Annotated in this window: 17 protein-coding genes and 4 tRNA genes; 9 read left to right on the top strand and 12 right to left on the bottom strand. The window is 34.1% G+C overall.

Annotation, left to right across the window (positions count from 1 at the left end):
- The first annotated feature begins 258 nt into the window (after window positions 1–258).
- The 4 genes from focA to pflA all read left to right on the top strand — a co-directional run bounded on the left by focA (window position 259) and on the right by pflA (window position 6,098).
- Window positions 259–1,107 carry a formate transporter FocA gene (gene focA / locus GYM75_RS09530; RefSeq protein ID WP_220215724.1) on the top strand — a complete coding sequence of 283 codons (849 nt, stop codon included), beginning with the start codon at window positions 259–261 and terminating at the stop codon, window positions 1,105–1,107.
- A 69-nt stretch (window positions 1,108–1,176) separates the two neighbouring features.
- Window positions 1,177–3,459 (top strand): formate C-acetyltransferase, encoded by a 2,283-nt coding sequence (gene pflB, locus GYM75_RS09525; protein WP_220215723.1) that lies wholly within the window; start codon window positions 1,177–1,179, stop codon window positions 3,457–3,459.
- A 670-nt stretch (window positions 3,460–4,129) separates the two neighbouring features.
- Window positions 4,130–5,161, top strand: coding sequence for a TerC/Alx family metal homeostasis membrane protein (locus tag GYM75_RS09520; RefSeq protein WP_220215722.1), 1,032 nt, complete (start codon window positions 4,130–4,132; stop codon window positions 5,159–5,161).
- A gap of 160 nt (window positions 5,162–5,321) precedes the next feature.
- Window positions 5,322–6,098, top strand: coding sequence for a pyruvate formate lyase 1-activating protein (gene pflA / locus GYM75_RS09515; RefSeq protein WP_220215721.1), 777 nt, complete (start codon window positions 5,322–5,324; stop codon window positions 6,096–6,098).
- Between the two features lie 48 nt (window positions 6,099–6,146).
- Here pflA and rarD read toward each other — a convergent pair whose 3' ends face one another.
- A complete protein-coding gene (rarD, locus tag GYM75_RS09510; RefSeq protein ID WP_220215720.1) occupies window positions 6,147–7,043 on the bottom strand; it encodes an EamA family transporter RarD in 897 nt (298 codons plus the stop codon).
- Between the two features lie 68 nt (window positions 7,044–7,111).
- Complete coding sequence (gene serS, locus GYM75_RS09505; RefSeq protein ID WP_220215719.1) at window positions 7,112–8,404, bottom strand: serine--tRNA ligase; 1,293 nt, start codon at window positions 8,402–8,404, stop codon at window positions 7,112–7,114.
- A 596-nt stretch (window positions 8,405–9,000) separates the two neighbouring features.
- Between serS and GYM75_RS09500 the strand changes: the two genes are divergently transcribed.
- A complete protein-coding gene (locus GYM75_RS09500; RefSeq protein WP_220215718.1) occupies window positions 9,001–9,273 on the top strand; it encodes a DUF4190 domain-containing protein in 273 nt (90 codons plus the stop codon).
- 263 nt (window positions 9,274–9,536) lie between these two features.
- Here the strand turns inward: GYM75_RS09500 and GYM75_RS09495 are convergent.
- The 8 genes from GYM75_RS09495 to recA form a co-directional block, all read right to left on the bottom strand.
- Window positions 9,537–9,613 (bottom strand) — tRNA-Arg (locus tag GYM75_RS09495).
- Window positions 9,614–9,630: 17 nt separating this feature from the next.
- Window positions 9,631–9,707, bottom strand: a tRNA-Arg gene (locus tag GYM75_RS09490).
- 21 nt (window positions 9,708–9,728) lie between these two features.
- Window positions 9,729–9,805, bottom strand: a tRNA-Arg gene (locus GYM75_RS09485).
- A 20-nt stretch (window positions 9,806–9,825) separates the two neighbouring features.
- Window positions 9,826–9,918: transfer RNA gene (locus GYM75_RS09480), tRNA-Ser, on the bottom strand.
- Window positions 9,919–10,047: 129 nt separating this feature from the next.
- On the bottom strand, window positions 10,048–10,248 hold the full coding sequence (gene csrA, locus GYM75_RS09475; protein ID WP_065559044.1) for a carbon storage regulator CsrA: 201 nt from the start codon (window positions 10,246–10,248) through the stop codon (window positions 10,048–10,050).
- 131 nt (window positions 10,249–10,379) lie between these two features.
- Window positions 10,380–13,013, bottom strand: coding sequence for an alanine--tRNA ligase (gene alaS, locus GYM75_RS09470; RefSeq protein ID WP_220215717.1), 2,634 nt, complete (start codon window positions 13,011–13,013; stop codon window positions 10,380–10,382).
- A gap of 205 nt (window positions 13,014–13,218) precedes the next feature.
- A complete protein-coding gene (locus GYM75_RS09465; RefSeq protein WP_220215716.1) occupies window positions 13,219–13,719 on the bottom strand; it encodes a regulatory protein RecX in 501 nt (166 codons plus the stop codon).
- Entirely contained in the window at window positions 13,719–14,759 is a 1,041-nt protein-coding gene (gene recA / locus GYM75_RS09460; RefSeq protein WP_220215715.1) for a recombinase RecA, read from the bottom strand. The genes GYM75_RS09465 and recA overlap by 1 nt, the downstream gene beginning before the upstream one ends.
- Before the next feature lie 549 nt (window positions 14,760–15,308).
- Here recA and GYM75_RS09455 point away from each other — a divergent pair.
- Genes GYM75_RS09455 through GYM75_RS09445 form a run of 3 tightly spaced genes read left to right on the top strand, consistent with a single transcriptional unit; the run spans window position 15,309 to window position 18,793 of the window.
- Window positions 15,309–16,559, top strand: coding sequence for a PqiA/YebS family transporter subunit (locus GYM75_RS09455; RefSeq protein WP_220215714.1), 1,251 nt, complete (start codon window positions 15,309–15,311; stop codon window positions 16,557–16,559).
- 15 nt (window positions 16,560–16,574) lie between these two features.
- A complete protein-coding gene (gene pqiB / locus GYM75_RS09450; protein WP_220215713.1) occupies window positions 16,575–18,212 on the top strand; it encodes an intermembrane transport protein PqiB in 1,638 nt (545 codons plus the stop codon).
- Window positions 18,212–18,793 carry an ABC-type transport auxiliary lipoprotein family protein gene (locus tag GYM75_RS09445; RefSeq protein ID WP_220215712.1) on the top strand — a complete coding sequence of 194 codons (582 nt, stop codon included), beginning with the start codon at window positions 18,212–18,214 and terminating at the stop codon, window positions 18,791–18,793. The genes pqiB and GYM75_RS09445 overlap by 1 nt, the downstream gene beginning before the upstream one ends.
- Window positions 18,794–18,836: 43 nt before the next feature.
- Here GYM75_RS09445 and pabB read toward each other — a convergent pair whose 3' ends face one another.
- Window positions 18,837–20,594 (bottom strand): aminodeoxychorismate synthase component I, encoded by a 1,758-nt coding sequence (gene pabB, locus GYM75_RS09440; RefSeq protein ID WP_220215711.1) that lies wholly within the window; start codon window positions 20,592–20,594, stop codon window positions 18,837–18,839.
- Window positions 20,595–20,601: 7 nt separating this feature from the next.
- Window positions 20,602–21,171, bottom strand: coding sequence for an aminodeoxychorismate/anthranilate synthase component II (locus GYM75_RS09435; protein WP_220215710.1), 570 nt, complete (start codon window positions 21,169–21,171; stop codon window positions 20,602–20,604).
- Between the two features lie 198 nt (window positions 21,172–21,369).
- On the opposite strand from GYM75_RS09435, the gene GYM75_RS09430 reads away from it, so the two are divergent.
- Window positions 21,370–23,061 (top strand): ShlB/FhaC/HecB family hemolysin secretion/activation protein, encoded by a 1,692-nt coding sequence (locus GYM75_RS09430; protein WP_220215709.1) that lies wholly within the window; start codon window positions 21,370–21,372, stop codon window positions 23,059–23,061.
- Window positions 23,062–23,211: the final 150 nt, after the last annotated feature.

Here is a 23,211-nt window from a genome sequence, read left to right as displayed (position 1 = left end):
GGAAATGTTTTTTTAAAGAGTTATTTGCTATTAAAAAAACAATGCCTATTTCAAATTGCTCTTTTAATTTTATTGACGAAAATCTTTCGATAAATTTAAATAAATCCGAAACATCCAAGATTGAATTTTAATAATGTTTAATTAAAACATACAGTTATTTATTTTTGAAATTTTTAACTAAAAAAATTGATGATTTGACATAAATTAAGAGTATACTATCCGCCTCATAAAACCCTAGTTTTTTTGAGGATGTTAACATTGAGTAATGAAAAGCTTGTGGACTCATTATCCCCCGCACAAATGACCCAAATCGCCGAAGATCTTGGCAATTATAAAGTAAATAAGCACCCTAGCAGTACTATTTTATCTGCTATTCTTGCAGGTTTGTATATTTCTATTGCTTTTGTATTTTATATTACCGTAACAACAGGAACAGCAACCGTTGCTTTTGGACTTGCTAAATTAGTCGGTGGTATCTGTTTCTCATTAGGTCTTATGCTCGTTGTTTGTTGTGGAACAGATCTTTTTACTTCAACAATATTGACTATTTTACCCAAAATGACTCATAGAATTACTTGGGCAAAAATGTTTCGTAACTGGATTTTGGTCTATATTGGTAATTTTATTGGTGCTATACTATTCGTTTGTGTGATTTGGTTTTCTGGTCAATATATGGTAGCCAATGGGATGTGGGGACTTAATGTTCTGCAAACAGCAGATCATAAATTGCATCATACATTTATTGAGGCTATTTTTCTTGGTTTCTTAGCGAATCTGATGGTATGTTTGGCGGCTTGGATGAGTTATGCTGGTCGTAGTTTACTTGATAAAATGCTAATTATGATTTTACCGGTAGCAATGTTTGTTGCTAGTGGTTTTGAACATAGCATTGCTAATATGTTTATGATCCCAATGGGAATTGTGATCAACAATTTTGCTTCCCCAGAATTTTGGCACGCAATTGGTGCATCTCCGGATGCATTCAAAGAATTAACCGTAGAGCATTTTGTGTTAAAGAATTTGATTCCTGTAACAATCGGGAATATTTTGGGTGGTTTAGCCGTTGCGCTGCCTTATTGGGCATTATATTTACGTAAGCCACATTGATTTTTATGATATTTACCCTTATATAGAAAAGAGTAGATAGAAATTTTAGTAAACCTGAGGTGAAAAACTATGAGTAATTTAAACGAAGTACAAGCGGTCGCTTGGAAAGGATTTAAAGATGGTGATTGGCAAAATAATGTCAATGTCCGCGACTTCATTCAAAAAAACTACACACCATATGAGGGTGATGAGTCTTTTTTAGCTGGCGCAACTGATGCGACAACTAAATTATGGGATAAAGTTATGGAAGGCATCAAAATTGAAAATGCTACCCATGCCCCTGTAGATTTTGATACAAGTGTTATTTCGACAATTACTGCTCATGATGCAGGTTACATTGAAAAAGATTTAGAAAAAATTGTTGGCCTACAAACTGAGAAACCATTAAAACGTGCGATTATCCCGTTTGGTGGTATCAAAATGATCGAGAACTCTTGTAAAGCTTACAACAGAACTCTTGATCCTTTAGTCAAAAAAATCTTTACTGATTATCGTAAAACCCATAACCAAGGTGTTTTCGATATCTATACGCCAGATATTCTTCGTTGTCGTAAATCAGGTGTTATCACTGGTCTTCCTGATGCGTATGGCCGTGGTCGTATCATTGGGGATTACCGTCGTGTAGCACTTTACGGTATCGACTATTTGATGCAAGACAAATTTGCACAATTCAATTCATTACAAGCGGATTTTGAAAATGGTGTTGATTTAGCCATGACAATGCAACGTCGTGAAGAAATCGCTGAACAACATCGTGCGCTTGGTCAAATTAAAGAAATGGCTGCTAAATATGGTTACGACATTTCTGGACCAGCGAAAACGGCACAAGAAGCTGTTCAATGGACTTACTTCGGTTATTTAGCTGCGGTTAAATCTCAAAACGGTGCCGCTATGTCTTTAGGCCGTACTTCAACATTCTTTGATATTTATTTCCAACGTGATCTTGAAGCTGGATTAATTACTGAAAAAGATGCTCAAGAAATTGTTGACCACTTCGTAATGAAATTACGTATGGTTCGTTTCTTACGTACTCCAGAATATGATGAATTATTCTCTGGTGACCCTATTTGGGCAACAGAATCTATCGCTGGTATGGGTGTTGATGGTCGTACATTAGTTACTAAGACTTCTTTCCGTTTCTTAAATACTTTATATACAATGGGACCATCACCAGAACCAAATATGACTATTCTTTGGTCTGAACAGTTACCAAGTGGATTTAAAGAGTTCGCATCAAAAGTATCGATTGATACGTCATCTTTACAATATGAAAATGATGATTTAATGCGTCCAGACTTTAACAACGATGACTATGCAATCGCATGTTGTGTAAGCCCAATGATTGTTGGTAAACAAATGCAATTTTTTGGTGCGCGTGCAAACCTTGCTAAAACTCTTCTATACGCAATCAATGGCGGTGTGGATGAGAAATTAAAAATGCAAGTTGGTCCGAAAGAAGATCCAATCACTGATGAATATCTTGATTTCGACAAAGTCTTTGCTCGTTTAGATCACTTTATGGATTGGTTAGCAAAACAATATGTGACAGCATTAAACGCAATTCACTATATGCACGATAAATACAGCTATGAAGCATCATTAATGGCTCTTCACGATCGTGATATTATTCGTACTATGGCATGTGGTATTGCTGGTCTTTCTGTTGCTGCTGACTCATTATCTGCAATTAAATATGCAAAAGTAAAAACCATCCGTGATGAAGACGGTCTTGCGGTTGATTTTGAAATCGAAGGTGAATATCCACAATTCGGTAACAATGATCCACGTGTAGATGATATCGCTGTCGATTTAGTTGAACGTTTCATGAAGAAAATTCAAAAACTGAAAACTTATCGTAATGCAATTCCTACACAATCTGTATTAACCATTACTTCAAATGTTGTATATGGTAAGAAAACAGGTAATACGCCAGACGGTCGTCGTGCCGGTGCGCCATTTGGACCAGGTGCTAACCCAATGCACGGACGTGACCAAAAAGGTGCGGTTGCTTCTTTAACATCTGTCGCTAAATTACCATTTGCTTACGCTAAAGACGGTATTTCTTATACTTTCTCTATCGTACCAAATGCATTAGGTAAAGATGATAATGCACGTAAACGTAACTTAGCTGGTTTAATGGATGGTTACTTCCACCACGAAGCGTCAGTTGAAGGTGGTCAGCACTTAAATGTTAACGTATTAAATCGTGAAACATTATTAGATGCGATGGAACACCCTGAAAAATATCCACAATTAACCATTCGTGTTTCTGGATATGCAGTACGTTTCAACTCATTAACTAAAGAACAACAAAAAGACGTCATTACACGTACTTTTACACAATCAATGTAATTTGTTCTAGGTTCTAGTTACCTTGGTCTTTATGAGTAAATTATAAAGACCAAGGAATTAGTAAATTTCTCAAAACTCATTATTATCCTCACACAGAATTAATAGTAAATGATGTTTATTATTAATCATCAACTTTTATTGAAAAAATTTTTTCAACCAATAAGAACTGAATCATTCTTTTCAACTATGAGTTTTTCGCATTTTAGTGAATATACACTATGTTGAATAAGAAATATTTTACTAAATACCATTATTAAAGACGACGGTAGATTGATAAAGTGATTCTATCGAGTTTATATAATTAATTCTTTGAATTGAGTATTGTTAAAGTGAATAAAAACAAAACTGATACTTGCTTTTGTTTGGATCAAGTATAAATGAAATTAGTTAAACCGTGCTTTTTAATATAATTAAATGTCAAATAAACTTCTTAAAAAAGTTGATTTAACCTAAGATAATTAATACGAAAAGATTATGTGGTATGATATGACTAACAAAATGATGGATGTCTCCAAAATAGCATTAAATAATCGGGGTGTCCTTCATCATTAAATATTAAATAATGCTCTATCATCACAGATGAGTCAAAAAATATGGTAGTGATTAATATTTAGGTTAATTAGCATACACAACTAATATTCAGAAAACACAATAAATAATTAGGATGAAAATGAACGAAACTTTTTGGGGTTATCCAATCCATACAATACTTATTTTTTTGGGAATCTTAATTGGCGCTTTAATCATTGATCTTTTTATGCATCGAAAAGATAGTGAAGTGACATTAAAAAGCGCTTCAGTATGGTCAATTTTCTGGTTGGCTGTATCCCTACTATTTGCAGGTTACCTTTATTTTTATTATGGTTGGGAAACGGGTAATTTATTTATTACAGGTTATGCATTGGAAAAAGTGCTGTCTGTTGATAATCTTTTTGTCATGATGGCAATATTTTCTTGGTTTTCAATACCCACAAAATATTGGCATAGAATCTTATATTGGGGAATTATTGGTGCGATTATTTTTAGGGCGATATTTGTAATTATTGGTACCAAATTATTTGGATTAAGCTCTTATGCAGAAATCGTTTTTTCATTAGTCGTTGGTTGGACTGCATTTATGATGCTAAAAAACGATGGTGCTGATAAGAAAGTTGAAGACTATTCTCAGCATCTTGCCTATCGTTTAGTAAAAAAATTTTTTCCTGTTTGGCCTAAATTATATGGGAATAAATTTTTCTTAAGTAAGACACAGGTTAACGAAGAGTTAACTAAACAAGAAAATAAAGATTTGGCAATAAAGCGTAATGTTAAAGCTTATTTTTTTGTCACACCATTGTTTTTATGTTTATCTGTTATTGAATTATCAGATGTGATGTTCGCTTTTGACTCAGTTCCCGCTATTATTGCGGTAAGTCGTGACCCATTAATTATTTATAGTGCTATGATGTTTGCAATCTTAGGTTTGCGTAGTTTATTTTTTGTACTTGAAGCATTGAAGAAATATCTAATTTATTTGGAAAAATCAGTAATAGCCATATTGTTTTTTATTGCGTTCAAATTACTTTTAAATGCAACCGATCATATTTGGCATCATGGATACAATATTTCGGCGACAATGAGTTTACTCGTTGTGTTAATCGCATTGAGTGTTGCTATCATTGCTAGTTTTTTATTTCCGAAACAACAAAATGAATCTTTATGACTTTAGTACATTAATAATAATTCAATATTGTTGACAGTTAACCTGTATAATCACCGAAAGACTAAGATATTAATTGATTAATGCAATTGGTGAAAGCTAACCCTTATCTGAGTTAAAATAAGCTATATAAAATAATGTAAGCAATGATTAGAGAATTTTTATGGAACAAAATATTATTATGACAACCAAGCAACCGATTAAAGGTCGTATTCACTCTTTCGAATCTTTTGGTACTGTTGATGGGCCTGGAATTCGTTTCATTGTCTTTTTTCAAGGTTGTTTAATGCGTTGTTTATACTGTCATAATCGTGACACTTGGGATTTGAAAGCAGGACGAGAAGTCACAGTTGATGAATTAATGAAAGAAATTGTTTCTTACAAAAGTTTTATCATGCCTAATGGTGGTGGTGTGACCGCATCCGGTGGTGAAGCAACGTTGCAATCTGAATTTATTACAGAATGGTTTAAGGCCTGTCATGAAGAGGGTATAAGCACCTGTCTAGATACTAACGGTTATGCCAGACAACTTGATCAGACTGTTGATGCGTTAATGGAAGTAACGGATTTAGTGATGCTTGATTTAAAACAGATGAATGATGAAATACATCAAAAACTGGTTGGTGTTTCGAATAAACGGGTACTTGAGTTTGCTAAATATCTCCAAAAAATTAATAAAAAAACATGGATCCGCTATGTCGTTGTGCCAGGCTGGACGGATGATGATAATTCTGCGCATCTACTAGGTCAATTTATTCAAGGAATGGATAATATTGAGCGTGTTGAATTATTGCCTTACCATAAAATGGGGGCTTATAAATGGGATACGATAGGGGATAAATATCAATTGGAAGGTGTTGAGGCGCCGCCAAGAGAAACTTTAGATAGAATCCAAGCGATTATTGAAAGTTATGGTCAGCCGGTCACGTTTAGTAAATAAATTCCGCTATATCAAATAAAAGCACATTAAAATGTGCTTTTTTGTTATTTACCGAATTCTTTTACGTTTTATCGCTCGTAAAACAAATATACTCCCTTCTAGCGCTAATACGCAGACAGACAACCAAATGAGTCCATATGAGATGATATGCTCTGATGATACTGATTCATGCAAAAATAGTACCGATACCATAGAAAGCAGAACCGGTTCTACATAGCCTAGTAATCCAAATAATCCCATCGGTAGTAATCGTCTTGCAACAAAATACATTGCAAAAGCAATAGCGGTAATGATTCCTAGCATAGGGATAAAAATAGGAAAATGGGTAATGTCATCAATAATCTCATCCCAACTGTAGTTAAGAATAAAATAAAACAAACAACCAATAAAAATAAAGAAGAAGTCTGAAAATGTGCCTGCAATGCCTTCTATTTGTAATTTTCGGCGTGTCATAAAATAAACGGGGTATCCGAGGGCAATGACGGCAGTTTCCCACGAAAATGCGCCTGTATTAACAATTTCAATAGTGACGCCTAATGCTGCAAGTCCCACCGCTATTTTTTGTAAAAAACTGAGCTTTTCTTGATAAAACAGCTGTCCTGAAATAACCATGGTTAACGGTAGTAGAAAATAGCCTAAGGAAGCCGACAAGCCATGTCCGTTGATAGGCGCCCAAATAAAGATCATCATCTGGATTGTTAATAATAGTGAAGAACACAATAACCCAATTAAGAGAAGGGGATGTGTTTTTATACGGACAAAAAGTAGATGAATGGCAGACCACTGTTTTTCGATTAAAATTAATATTACAATCGCAGGAAAAGAAGTTAACAATCGCCAGCAAAAGATATCAATAACTGACAAGGGATGCAATAACACGGGATAATAATAAAGTAAGCCAAAAAGGCATGATGCGAGTATTGACAGGACAACACCTTTTATCATGATTTCACCTTATTTAATAAAAAAATAGCGCTAATGGATAGCGCTATTATAGAGTTAAAAAACGTTTTTTAGCCTATCACTTCGACACCATTCATGTATGGAACTAAAACGGATGGAATTTTAATACTTCCATCAGCTTGCTGATAGTTTTCCATAATGGCAACCAATGTACGACCTACCGCTAATCCTGAACCATTTAAAGTATGAACTAAATAAGTTTTATTGTCTGCTTTGCTACGATAACGAGCTTGCATACGGCGTGCTTGGAAATCCCACATATTAGAGCAAGAAGAGATTTCTCGATAAGTGTTTTGAGCAGGAACCCAAACTTCAAGATCATAGGTCTTACAAGAACCAAAGCCCATATCACCGGTACATAGCACAATTTTTCGATAAGGCAGTTCTAATAACTGCAACACTTTTTCAGCATGTGCAGTCAGCTCTTCTAATGCTTGCATGGATTCTTCAGGTTTCACTATTTGCACTAACTCAACTTTATCAAATTGGTGCATACGAATTAAACCACGTGTATCTTTACCATAAGATCCTGCTTCAGAACGGAAACAAGGTGTATGAGCAGTCATTTTTAATGGAAGCTCATTTTCATCTAAAATTTCATCACGCACTAAGTTTGTTACCGGAACTTCAGCGGTTGGAATTAATGCATAATTACTGCTTTCTGCTTCTTCATCGAGCGGTTTTGTGTGAAATAGGTCACCTGCAAATTTTGGTAATTGACCTGTTCCAAATAAAGTAGCCTTATTAACTAAATAAGGTACGTAAATTTCAGCATAGCCATGTTGCTCGGTATGAAGATCTAACATGAATTGAGTGATAGCTCGGTGTAAACGCGCAATTTGTGATTTCATCACCACAAAACGAGCCCCAGTGAGTTTTACACCCGCAGCAAAGTCAAGCCCACCAAATCGTTCACCTAAAGCAACATGATCTTGTACCGGAAAATCAAATGTTCTTGGCGTACCAAAACGCGATATTTCAACATTATCATTTTCGTCTTTACCGTCAGGCACAGAATCATCCGGTATATTTGGAATATTTGATGCAATATCTTTAATTTGATTCAGTAAGATTTCAAGCTCAGCTTTAGCACTGTTGAGTCTTTCACCAAGCTTATTGACTTCTTCACGTACGGACGTGATATCTTCACCACGAGCTTTAGCTTCACCAATTGCTTTAGAACGTGCATTACGCTCTGCCTGTAAGCTTTCGGTTTCAACTTGTAGTACTTTACGTTTTTCTTCTAGTTGACGAATACTATCAACATCTAATTTAAATCCACGGCGCGCTAATTTAGTAGCGACAAGATCCAATTCATTTCGGAGTAAATTCGGGTCCAACATAAAAAAAGTCCATTATGATTAATTAAAGATATCTATCTACTTTAATGATTATTTTATTATAGCGACGACCATATTTAAAATAAAAAAAGCAGACTGATTATAAATATTTAAAGTTTGAGCTTAGTATACTCGATTTATATCGGGATTCAACCGAAGTGGTACACCCGAAGAAATCTAACTGATATTCGTCAATCAATGTAGTTCAATTGGATAAAAGCAATTATTTTTATAATCTATTTTTTCTTGCTTATACTGCTGAATATTTTATCTTGACTATTATTCATAAAAGAAAAAACAAATACAAGTTATTAACAATTATTTTTTAGTAAATTTTATCATACCGATGTTCCATGCTCGTTTAAAATCTATTTGTCTGTTTTTATATAGCATTTAAACATCTTCTAAATCATTTAGTTATTATTGCATGTTGATTTCTACTGATATCGATTTTATTTGCATCTATAAAAAATAATTTGAATAGCGGTGATTTATGATTGATAAAGTGAAATATCTCTTAGATTGATCTGCTAAAACGATAATCTTATACTTAACTGCTATTTATTTTATTTTTCAAAAATATTAAGGGCAAAAGATAAATGGATCAACAACAATATAAAGCAACAAGTAGTTTAGCTATAGCGGGAATGATTTGTGGAATTACATCACTCGTTACTATATTGGTCATCAATATTTTAAGTATTGTTTTCGCTATTGTCGCTATAGTTTTGGGTGCTGTTGCTATGATTGAGATAAAAAATAATAATAAAAGCGGTTCTGGTTTTGCAATAACAGGGATAATTTGTGGGAGCATAACGCTTTTATTATGGTGTTTATTTTACATTTTGATAGTAAATTTATTGCGTTGCTAAAAGAATACGAATTTTGACATCAAATCTTCCTTAAATCACTTTCTAAGGCTTGAATAGGAATGGAGAATAAAAGACACTTGAGAAATATAAAAAGCGTTGCAGAGCGTTTTATATTAGCATTTTTAGGGTATTGGTAAACATGCTAAAGTGTAGAGTAGAGCAGATGATTAATCTATGCGTATGGAATAATTTTTCAGGTGGTTTTATAGATCATAACCTTTGATTGATTAGTATAAAACGAAGAATTTTTAGGGATGCTTAAATGGCGCACCCGAAGGGATTCGAACCCCTGACCGCTCGGTTCGAAGCCGAGTGCTCTATCCAGCTGAGCTACGGATGCTTGTAAGTTCGTTAAAATGGTGCATCCGAAGGGATTCGAACCCCTGACCGCCCGGTTCGTAGCCGGGTACTCTATCCAGCTGAGCTACGGATGCATATTTTGAATTCTGTTAAAATGGTGCATCCGAAGGGATTCGAACCCCTGACCGCCCGGTTCGTAGCCGGGTACTCTATCCAGCTGAGCTACGGATGCATATTTTAAATTTTTAAAAATGGCGGTGAGAGAGGGATTCGAACCCTCGATGCAGCTTTTGACCGCATACTCCCTTAGCAGGGGAGCGCCTTCAGCCTCTCGGCCATCTCACCAAAACAACTATGATTTTATCTGAACAACAAAATCATTATGTGTGGCGCACATATTACGGTTTACAAAAAATAAGTCAAACATTTTTTTGCTTACGCGTTCTAGTTGTCTAATTCGTGCCCAAAAAATTGCTATTCTTTAGGCTCAGAAACCTCATCAGCCTTGTTTTGCGCCTGATGGATTCTGTTATAGATTTCTTCTCGATGAATAGAAACTTCTTTAGGTGCATTAATACCAATTCTGACCTGATTGCCTTTCACGCCTAAAATGGTAATAACGACATCGTCACCAATTATTAGTGTTTCACCTACTCTCCTAGTTAAAATTAACATTAGATCTCCTACTCTCAGTTATTTATATATCCAAACTGTTATAAAAAGTAGCTTTGTTAGCCCATCATCATAACAGCACGACGGATTTAACAGATGAACTCTTGCATGATTAAACCATAGAGTTCATCTAGCTAACTCGCTTGTAATTTATTACTGATTTCCTTTTTCACAGAAGATAACGCTCCTGGTAACGCCGAAAGATCCATTCCACCTGCTTGGGCAAAATCAGGCCGCCCACCGCCTTTACCACCTACCATTAATGCTAATTGAGATACTAATTCGCCAGCTTTAACAATATTGATCAAATCACTTGTTACGCCAGCTGCTAAATTGATTTTGCCATCGTTGACAGCAGCTAGAATAATTACGCCCGATTTCAACTGATTTTTTAAATCATCAATCATCGTTCGTAATTGCTTAGCTTCGACGTTATCAATTTTAGCAATTAGCAAATTTTTATTATTAATGTTTTCACATTGATTGAGAAGTTGTGCACTTTGTTGGCTAGCTTTTTGTGCATTCAATTGCTCAATGGTTTTCTCTAATTGTTTAGTTTGATCAAGCAATTGCTCAATACGAACTAAAACAGTAGATTTATCGCTTTTAATCAGTTGTCCAATTTGAGCAAGCAAATTAGATTCATGATGTATAAAGTCAATTGCATTTTGTCCTGTTGTCGCTTCAATACGACGTACTCCCGAAGCTATACTGGACTCAGAAGTAATTTTAAATAAGCCAATATCGCCGGTTTTATCTACGTGAGTTCCTCCACACAACTCAATTGAAAAATCTCCCATTGTTAAAACTCTAACAATATCTTCGTATTTTTCACCAAATAATGCCATTGCACCTCGATTTTTAGCCTCGTCAATTGGCATCAGTTCAACATCAACGGGTAAATTACGACGTATTTGTTGATTGACTAAGTTTTCGATTTCAATCACTTGTTCTGGCGTTATGGCTTGATTGTGTGAAAAGTCAAAACGCAGATAGTTATCGTTAACTAGCGAACCTTTTTGATGAACATGACTTCCTAAAATCTGCTGTAATGCTGCTTGTAATAGATGCGTTGCTGAGTGGTTACGTCGTATACGTTCACGTAACTCTACGTCTATAGCAGCTGTGACACTATCGCCAACGCTTAATGAACCTTTAGCGATTTGTCCTAAATGACCAATACTTTTTCCGTATTTTTGACTATCAAAAACCGTATACTCAAGGTTTGCACTGGTTAATACACCTTTATCGCCTATCTGACCACCAGATTCGCCATAAAACGGTGTTTTGTCCAATATAACAATAGCTTCTTCACCAGCATGAATACTGTCAACTTTCTGGCCATTTTTAAATATTGCAATAACTTTTGCTGAAGATTCCGTTGCTTGATAACCTAAAAATTCAGTTATATCATCAAGTTTAATTACGTTACTATAATCGACACTAAATGAACTTGATTCGCGAGCACGTTTTCGTTGCTCTTCCATACAGTTATTAAAACCGACTTCGTCAATAGTAATATTTTTTTCTCGGCAGACATCAGCAGTCAAATCCAATGGGAAACCATATGTATCATATAATTTAAATGCAATATCGCCTGGTAAAACATTGCTTGTGAGCTTAGTTAATTCCTGATCAAGTAAGAATAAGCCTCGTTCTAATGTTTTTAGGAACTGCTCTTCTTCTAATTTCAGTGTATTTTCTACATGTTCACGATTTTTATTTAATTCAATCGCTGCATTTTCCATTACTTCAATTAATGGTTTAACGAGTTTGTAGAAAAAGATTCCTTTAGCTCCAAGCATATGACCATGACGTACGGCTCGACGTATGATTCGACGTAATACATAACCGCGACCTTCGTTAGAAGGCATTACCCCATCTGAAATTAAAAATGCACAAGAGCGAATATGATCGGCAATCACTCGCAGGGATTTGCTTTCCAAATCATTCGTCTGAATAATTTTTGCTGCATCTTTAATTAATTTGCTGAATAAATCGATATCATAATTGGAATTAACATGTTGCAGAACCGCAGCAATACGCTCAAGTCCCATACCCGTATCTACTGAGGGCTTAGGTAAAGGCTCCATAGTACCATCAGCATGGCGGTTAAATTGCATAAAGACAATGTTCCAAATTTCGATAAATCGGTCACCGTCTTCTTCAGGACTACCTGGTGGCCCACCCCATAGGTGTTCACCATGATCATAAAATATTTCAGTACAAGGTCCACAAGGGCCAGTATCACCCATTTGCCAAAAGTTATCAGATGCATAAGGCGCACCTTTGTTATCGCCAATTCGAATGATGCGTTCTTTAGGAATACCGATTTCTTTTTCCCAAATTGCGAATGCTTCATCATCTGTTTCATAAACAGTAACTGTTAACTTTTCTTTCGGTAGATTAAACCATTCTTTACTGGTTAATAATTCCCAAGCAAAATGAATGGCGTCACGTTTGAAGTAATCACCAAAACTAAAGTTTCCTAACATTTCAAAAAAAGTATGGTGTCTTGCAGTATAACCAACGTTATCAAGATCGTTATGTTTACCGCCTGCTCGCACACAACGTTGTGCGGTTGTCGCTCTACTATATGGACGTTTATCAATGCCAAGAAAGACATCTTTAAATTGATTCATTCCTGCATTAGTAAATAATAATGTTGGATCATTATGTGGTACAAGGGAACTACTGGCTACAATTTCGTGTCCTTTGCTATTGAAAAAGTCAAGAAAACTTTGACGAATTTCTGCAGTGCTTTTCATTTAGGCTTCCATATAAAAATGATTAATTTTTAAACATAGTAACATACCCGTTACAACTAAAGTTGAATAGTAGATATTCTTTATACTGCAGTGAATCTAGCTAATATTACAAGTAAATAAGGAAAAACAAAATGACCTAGTGAGCTTTATTCGTAAAGGGTATCGTTCTAACTTCGATGTGATACATTTTAGATATTTTACCAATTTAAGTCAACAAACCGTACATATTTTTTACATCATCTTGTGTATAACCTCTTGTTATTAAAAATTGTACATTTTTGTGCCATTGTAGTTTGTTCTTAGGATCAATGATTTTAAATTTTTTGATCAATTGCTTATAAGCGAGATCAGACCAATCAATATCACATTGGTAAAGGAGATCTTGGCTCAAATGTGTTGGCAAACCACGTTGTTTCAGCTCTAATGCTATACGATACTTCCCGTACCCTTTGTTGGCACGCATAATAATGTATTTCTCAATATATTGAATGTCGTTTATCCAATTTTGTGTAGTACAATAGTCAATAACATTATTGATATCACTTTTAATTTGGTTTAATTGCTCGTGGTAATCGTCATCTGTTTTTTTCAATTTATTTGCAAAATAAAGCGTTATCTTTTGCGTTAATTCATATGATGAGTGGTCACGCTGTGCAAGTAATTGCACAGCTTTATTTAAAATGGGTTTATTGAGCTTTTTATTCATTACTCAAAACTTTCATCTTCTGGTGATGTGTCTTCATCAGAAAAAACAGCAGGGCTATTTAATAATAGTTCGCGTAATTTTGTTTCAAGCTCATTCGCAATTTCAGGGTGTTCTTGTAAAAATTTAATTGAGTTAGCTTTACCTTGACCCACTTTTTCACCGTTGTAGCTATACCATGCTCCTGCTTTATCAACTAATTTATGTTTTACCCCCAAATCAATGAGTTCACCATCTTTAGAGATACCACAACCATATAAAATTTGAAATTCAGCCTGTCTAAATGGTGCAGCAACTTTATTTTTAACCACTTTAACGCGAGTATCACTACCAATAACATCTTCGCCTTCTTTAACTGCACCAGTACGACGAATATCTAAACGAACAGAAGCATAAAATTTAAGTGCGTTACCACCAGTTGTTGTTTCTGGGTTACCAAACATCACACCAATCTTCATCCGAATTTGGTTAATAAATACCACTAAACAATTAGCATTTTTGATATTTGCAGTTAATTTTCGCAGTGCTTGAGACATTAAACGAGCTTGTAATCCCATGTGAGAATCGCCCATTTCACCTTCAATTTCAGCTTTTGGTGTTAATGCCGCAACCGAGTCAACGATAATCACATCAACTGCGCCTGAACGAACAAGTGCATCACAGATTTCAAGTGCTTGTTCACCTGTGTCGGGTTGTGAAACTAATAAGTCATCAACTTGTACCCCTAATTTTGCAGCATAAATTGGATCTAAAGCGTGTTCAGCATCAATAAATGCACAGGTTTTACCTTCTTTTTGTGCTTGTGCAATAACTGATAATGTAAGCGTTGTTTTACCAGAAGATTCTGGTCCAAAAATTTCAACAATTCGCCCCATTGGTAAACCACCAATCCCTAATGCAATATCAAGCCCTAATGAACCTGTAGAAACTGCATCAACATCTAACGTTTGGGTATCACCTAAACGCATAATAGAACCTTTACCAAATTGTTTTTCGATTTGACTTAGTGCTGCTGAAAGTGCGCGTTGTTTGTTTTCGTTCATATAATAAAATTCCAATGAGTTAGCATATTGAACGCTATTATACTGTATTGTTATACAGTATCAAGCTTTTTTTACGAGAACGGAATAGTTTGTTAACCATACGTAATAAATAGATTTTTTATTAATACTCATTGAAATTCTCAATTATATTCAGGCTACCAAAATGGGGGGGGAAATAATGAAATATAAGTATGAATAAAAAAAAGAGATCACTTTTAACTGTCGATGATGAAATCAATTGTACTTAACATTATTTGTAAGTAAATGTAATAATCGGTAAAGCTGTAATTTAGTGTAATATTTTTTATCTAGAATCACGAATTTAATATTCGTCTTTTGACACGATAAAATTGGTAACAAATTAATTTTTCGGTAAAAATTACATGTGTTATTATATTACGCAAAGGTGCTTAGTATTGAGTTTAAAATAAAATTGATTACTAAGTTAGCAATTTTTGATAATCAAATAGTTTGAAGCTTTAGACTTAAATGTTATGCTAAACTTAACTATTTTTACATACCAGAGTAAAGTGCGAGTAAAGGAACATAATGACCATTGAAAAACAACATAATGATTATGAATTGTGCCCTAATTGCGATCTGGTTGTCGAAGTAAGTGATATTCTTTTAGAGCATAAAGCTGTATGTCCGCGTTGTAATACTACATTGGCTAAAAACGATGTAAATATGAAGTTTAAATCGATGATGTATGCGATATGTTCAATCGTTATGATGATAGCGGCTAGCAGGTTTGTATTTATCGATATACGTTTGATTGGCAATTTTAATGGTGTCAGTGTTATTGATATTCCTAAAACGCTATTTTTTGATAATTACAGCTATATTTCGGCACTATTCGTACTTTTCGTATTGTTATTTCCAATAATAAATTTATCTATTATTGCGTTGCTTTGTTCGAAATTAACACTTTCTAAATACCGAAAAAGAGATCTACTTGTCGTTTATGAAAAATTTCAACATTGGTGTATGCCTGAAATATTTCTTACTGGGGTTTTGGTCAGTTTTGTTAAATTGATGAGTTATGGCAATATTGGCGTTACGAGTTCTTTCTGGGCTTTTTGTTTGTTCGCTTTTTTTTATATTAAAGCGTTAGTCATTTTTTCACCCGAAACCATTTGGAATGAAATTAAAACTAATAATTTTGCCAAAAATGAACTAAAAACAGGAAAAACGGCAATCAGCCAAAAATTAAAGTTGTGTGGTTGTTGTCATGCTATTTTACCTTTCGAATATGTTAAATGCCCAAGATGTAAACAAAAAAGTCAGATTAGAAACCGAAATAAAATCCAATGGACTATTGCTTTATTAGTGACGTCATTACTTATCTACATTCCAGCTAATTTATATGGAATTATGATAACAGTTGTACTTGGATCATCGTCCACTTCAACTATTATGGATGGTGTAATTTATATGTGGCAAGCCGGTGATGTCCCTGTTGCACTTGTTATTTTTACAGCGAGTGTCGTTATCCCAATATTAAAAATCATTTCTCTTAGTTGGCTTTGTTATTTCGCAATAGCGATTAAGCGAAAAACAAAACAAAGCTGTTTAAAAATGAAAAAATTATATAGTGCAGTAGAATTTATTGGTAAATGGTCAATGATAGATATCTTTGTTGTTTCAGTAGTCTGTTCATTAGTCAGAAATCAACAAATGATGGGTGTATACCCTGATATTGGTGTAGTTTTTTTTGCTACTGTAGTTATTGTGACAATGATTGCATCTCAAAAATTTGATCCTCGCTTAATTTGGGATCATCGAGCAATTAGAAATTAGCATTATAGGAAAATTATGACAACTTCAAATAGATTAGCAAAAATAATTAAAATCAGAGCTATCTCGGCAATATGGATTATTCCTATTGTTACAGCTATTGTAGGGCTTTGGATAATTTATTCACATTTTGCTGATAGAGGCACTTCTTTCACACTCTTAGCAAGAGATGCTAATGGTATTGTTGCTGGAAAAACAGTGATTAAAAACCGCAGTGTTGATGTGGGGATCATTGATGAAGTGACATTATCTAATGATTACAAACAAGTAGTCATTAAAGGACGTATCTATAATGGAATGGATCCTTTACTTAAAAATGATTCTATATTTTGGGTGGTAAAACCAGAGATAGGTCGTGATGGTGTAACTGGCTTAGGCACAATTCTATCTGGAATTTATATTGAATTAGTATCTGGAAACGATACGCATAGTTTCCGAAATGATCCTTTTGTCTTATCGGATAACCCACCATTATCTGATCCGAGTATTAGAGGAATACGATTAAATTTAGAAAGCGATCAAAGTGGCATGATTCCTCGTGGCGCATCGGTTATGTTTAGAGGTTATCGTGTTGGTAATGTTGAGACTTCATCATTTGATGTTGATGCCCGAAAAATGAAATACCAAGTTTTCATTAAAGAGCCTTATGATGTTTTAGTCACACAAAATGTCAGATTTTGGAAAGAAGGAGGGGTCAATCTTACCCTTTCTTCCATGGGGGCTAGTTTAAATTTTCCATCGCTTGATGTATTAATGTCAGGTGGAATTAGCTTTGATTTACCAGATGGTTCTAAATTGGGTGCCCCAGCTAAACAATATGATTTATATAAATTATATGATGATAGAAAATCAATACAAGAATCCCAATATACAGACTATAAAGAGTTTCTGATCATGATTTCAGATTCTATATCTGGACTCAATGTAGGATCGCCTGTGGAGTATCGTGGTATTAGATTAGGTAGCGTAAGTAAAGTACCATTCTATACGCCAGAAATGTTAAAAGCATCACCAATATTGAATCAAAAAGTACCTGTGTTAATTAAGATTGAACCAGAACGTTTATCTGAATTGGTAGAAGAAAAAATTAATATTGCAAAACTCATTATCGATGAGCAAAAAAATGGATTAAGAGCTTCATTAAAAACATCTAATTTGTTTACAGGCGCACTTTACATTGATCTTGATTTTTATCCTGATTTGAAAGATCAATATAGTGAGGAAAATGCTAAACAGTTTGGTTATGACACAATAGAAACTACATCAACAGGTATTGCTCAAATACAGGCTAAAATATTGCAACTGCTTGATAACTTTAATAATCTTCCTTTAAATAAAACGATGGATCAGTTTAATCAATCACTTGCATCAACAGAAAGTTTGATAAAATCATTAAATCGAATGATGAGTAGTAAAGAGATGCAGAATATGCCTAAGGATCTGCAAAAAACTCTACGTTCATTGTCTGAAACATTAAAAGAATTCCAACCGGGTTCAGAAATGAACAATCAAATGAAAGAGAACTTGCAGAAAATTCAGCAGATGATGGATGAATTGACACCATTATTAAATACGTTAAATGATAAAAGTAATGCGCTGATATTTTCAGCTCCAGATAAACAAGATCTTGAACCGAAAGCAAAAGGTAAAAAATAATGAGAAAAATAACAAAATTTTCAACGATCGCTGTTTTATCGTTGTTCATGATATTAACGGGATGCTCATCCAGCTCACCTGATAAAAGCTATTATCAGTTAGCGAGTGGTTTGCCATCTCATAATTTACAAAAAATAAAAACAACGAACGGTTTTATATGGATTGAATCGATAGATGTTGCCAGTTTTTTGAATAAACCGGGTATCGTGTTGCAAACAGAAGATATCAAATATGTTACAGCAAAAAATAATTTATGGGTATCAACGCTTTCACAACAGTTAGGTGATCGTTTGGAGCAAGATCTTACCGTTTATTTACCCAATTATTTAGTATCAACCAAATCAATTACCACTCCAAATTTGACTGTAAAATTATTTATTGATGGATTTCATGGTAGTCATACCGGGGATGCTATAGTAAAAGGGCGGTGGGTAGTGAAAGATAGTCAAGATAGGATTAAAACAAAATCTTTTGAACGTCATGTACCATTGACTAACAATGGTTACGACGCATTAGTCGAAGCCTTATCTAAAGGTTGGCAGGACGAAGAGTCAGATTTTGCAAATTCTATTAAGGATTAATGACAATGAGACATTTCATCATCGTTAGATGATGAAATGCTTATTACTTATTTGTAGAATCTTGTAGTTGCTGTTTAAAACGATTTAATACCTGCATATCGATGTCAATCCATTTACGAACACTATTGATAAATGCTATCTTTTCAGCTTTTAATATATCTGCTTTGGTGATTGTTTTTTCTAATAATTGCCGATGCGATAAATAAAATTGTCGCAGAGTTCCTGATAGTAATCCTGATGATATTTTAGGCGTCACCCATTGATGGTTGATAAATAATGCAATGTTTCCATTAACAAATTCGGTGATTTCATCATTTTGATTGAAGTTGATACATTCCTTACCTTCGGTCAATTGAGGAAAATGTTCTCGAATTGATGTTTTATGATAAAGATAAACATTATTACTATTAACGCAATTAGGAGCAAATGCGAGTTCGCTTATTTTAAACGGCTCATTAATGGCACTTAAGCTAATGTTATACTTACCATCTTTGGGTAGTGAAATTCTAATTTTATACCTAAGTTTAGGTAATGAATTTGCTAATTCGATAAGATTAAGTTTAATCGTCTGTATATCACACACAAAGCTAAAATAATCAGCTGAATCAGCTAATCTTGTCAAATGCGCATCAAACAAAAAAAATTGTCCGTCCTCAAGCAAAAGCGATTCTATGATATATTCAGGTATAGGTAGCTTACGGTTTAATATTGCAGCTTTAGTCAAGATTTCGTTATATTCATCTTGTGATGTCGAATCCCAAGTAATTCCTCCTCCAACACCATAGGACATCTGTTGATTATTAATCGTTAAGGTGCGGATAGGAATATTAAATAACGCTTTTTCCATAAATGGTTGGATATAACCAATTGTTCCACAATAGACACCGCGTGGCGAATTTTCAATATCAGAAATGATTTGCATCGTACTCGTTTTTGGAGCACCGGTAATTGAACCGCAAGGAAATAGCGCTTGAAAGATCTGATATAGACTCACGTCTTTTTGTAATTGCCCTTCAATTGTTGAGGTTAGTTGCCACAACGTTGGATATTTTTCTGTTGTAAACAATTTTGGCACAGTGACAGAGCCAGATTTTGAAATTCGACTTAAATCATTGCGCAGCAAATCCACAATCATCATATTTTCAGCTAGATTTTTTTCAGATAAGAGTCGTTTTAATTGCTCTTGATCTTGTTGTGTTGTTAATCCTCGAGCGACAGTCCCTTTCATCGGTTTTGTCGTTATCGTTGAATTGTCTATTTTAAAAAATAATTCAGGTGATATGGATAGAATATAATTGTCATTATATTCTAAATATGCGCAATAATTTGCTTGATTATTTTTCTGAAGGAAAAAGTAATAATCAATGGGATTTTCATTAAAAGATGCATTTATTCGAATAGTATAATTAGTTTGATACGTATTACCAAGTTTAATCTGGGACCGAATATAATCGATCTTTTTATGATATTCTTCTAGAGAAGTATCGTAATTTAAATCAGATGGTTTGGGTACAAAATTATTTGTATTTGGTACGTCGGTCAGAGTGAAATTATTGAAAATACCAAAAAGTAGTAAAGGCAAATCTGTATTTTGCTGATCAAGAGATTGGGTTTTATTTGACGCAGTAAAAGCACTGGCACATTCATAGGCAAGATAACCAACTGCATAATAGCCTTGGTGAACTAATTTTTCTATTTCGTCTAATTGTTGTTTTATAGACTCAATATTTGTAGATTTGAAAATTTTAATGGGATTACTAAAACACTTATGTTGCCCTTCAAAATCAATATAAACTTTCATGAAATTCCTATTTAGAAACAAAATTTTGAATTATTTGTAAACCGCATTCGGTTTTGATCGCTTCAGGATGAAATTGAACTGATTCGATAGGTAATTCTTTATGGCGTAGTCCCATAATTAATCCTTGTTTATTTCGAGCAGTTACCATCAATGGTGATTGGTGTGATATTACATTATCGCAAGCGATTAATGAATGATAACGTACTACTGACAAGGGATTTTTAATACCATAAAAAAGTCCGCTACCATCATGAGTGATATCATCCATTTTACCATGCATAGGTATTGGGGCTTTAATAATGGAATACCCAAAATATTGAGCTATAGCTTGATGCCCCAAACAGATGCCTAAAATTGGACAACGATTAATAAATTCGTGCAATGCTGTCAGTGAAATACCTGCATTATCAGGGGTGCCTGGACCAGGTGAAATGACAAGTTTAGAAAAGTTGATTTTTTTTAGTTCTTCAATGGTTAATTCATCATTTTTGATAACTTTAACGTTGGCACCTGCTCGACATAGATAATCGTAAATATTAAAAGTAAAAGAGTCATAATTATCAATTAATACTATCAAAATATTGCCTGTTTCTTTCTATAACATAACTTTAAAATCCTATTAAGAGATATATCCTAATATATCTTCTTATAATAAGAAAATGTTTTTAAATGTTAATTTTCTTAAATTTTTGTTTGTTAATGAATTTTTAATGGACTTATTTAGATAATCGAATTAACATAACGGCGAGCCAAAAATTAGTAATGGAAAAAAACGATGAAAATCAGAACGTTATCAATTATAATTGTAAGCTTTATCATTTCCTCCAATACGAGTGCAAGACAATTACCTACGCCGGAAGAACAAAAAATAAGTAATCAGCAGCTTATTTACCAACAAGAAAGGCAAAAAGCAACAGAAGAAGCTTTATCTTCTAGAGCGCCCAAAGTAAGTTTGTCATCCCCAATAAAAAATGTAAAAACTATCGATTTTCCAGAAGAACAATTTTGTTTTCCTATTCAACATGTTGAGTTATTAGAAAGAGATAATCTACCCTTTACTATCCCACTTAATTCTTTAGCTAAGCAAGCAGAGGGGCGTTGTTTAGGAGGGAAGGGACTCAATTTACTTATGACGGAATTACAAAATCAATTAATTGGCTATGGTTATATAACAACACGAGTTCTCGCTCCTCAACAAGATTTAAACACAGGCATATTTAAATTATTATTACTCAAAGGGACTGTACAAGATATTATTTATACATCTGATAGTGATCAGTATGCAAGTTTAATGACCACAATGCCTTTAAAAAGAGGCGATCTATTAAATCTCCGTGCTATAGAGCAAGGTCTTGAAAACCTACAACGAATTCCAACTGCAAGCGCTCAAATTGAATTGGTACCCGGTTCTGGTCAAGGTGAAAGCAATATAATTATTAAACGTAAACAATCTAAATATTGGCGATTAGGCTTATCATTCGATAACTCGGGTACAAAAGATACCGGACGAAATCAAGGTGGGCTGACATTTTATCTCGATAATCCTTTAGGTCTTAGTGATAGTTTTTATGTTTCAGGCGGACATGATCTGGAAGGAAGAAGTAAATACGGTTCTAAAAATTATATTTTTTCTTATTCAGTACCCTATGGCTATTGGCTTTTAGATGCATCGATATATGGTAACACTTATCACCAAAAGATTTCGGGAATTGTAGATTATGAATATAAAGGACGAAGCAAATATTATAATTTACAACTTAGCCGAGTTTTACATCGCAATGAATCTCAAAAAACGATACTGAGTTATGGCGTTAACATGCGAGAATCAAGTAACTATTTAAATGATATTGAAATAGAGATTCAACATCGCAAAACCAGTAACTGGCAATTGGGGTTACAGCATAGTCACTATATTGACAATATAGTACTTTATGCTGGCGCTTGGTATCAAAAAGGTGTGCGCTGGTTTGGCGCCCAAGAGGCACCAGAAGAATATGCGAAAATTGGTAGTGCTTTAACAGATATTTTCAAAGTTAATCTTTCTGTATATGTTCCTTTTAAATTAGCCAACCAAAACTTTGGTTATAGTTTTGATTATAATGGACAAATGACCAGACGTAATAAATTAACTCCTCCAGATCGCTTTTCTATAGGTAGCCGTTGGACTGTGCGAGGGTTTGATGGTGAAGAAATGTTGAGTGCTGATAATGGATGGTATGTACGAAATGAACTTACATGGATTGCCCCGATTAATCAACAATGGTATTTAGGAATAGATACCGGCGGTGTTTCTGGCGGGAATTCAGAAAAATTATCAGGTAAAAGGTTAATTGGTTCCGTTGTTGGTGTAAGAGGACGTCAATTTGGTATTTATTATGACATGTTTGCTGGCGTGCCTATCTATAAACCCAAAAAGTTTGACACTAATCACCTAACGCTAGGATTCTACTTTAATTGGACTTATTAAATTTTATCTTTTAATACAAAATAAATTATTACTTTAATATTGTTTTAAAAAGGCAATATTAAAGTAATAATAACCATATCAAACAAATCACAATAAATATTCAATATAATCAATTCACTATTTTAATTATTCTCTGAAAAATTAATCACG

This window comes from Gilliamella sp. ESL0441 (assembly GCF_019469185.1).
Lineage (GTDB): Bacteria > Pseudomonadota > Gammaproteobacteria > Enterobacterales > Orbaceae > Gilliamella.
Note: the sequence above shows the minus strand (reverse complement) of the source record. Positions and strands in the feature narration are given on the sequence as shown.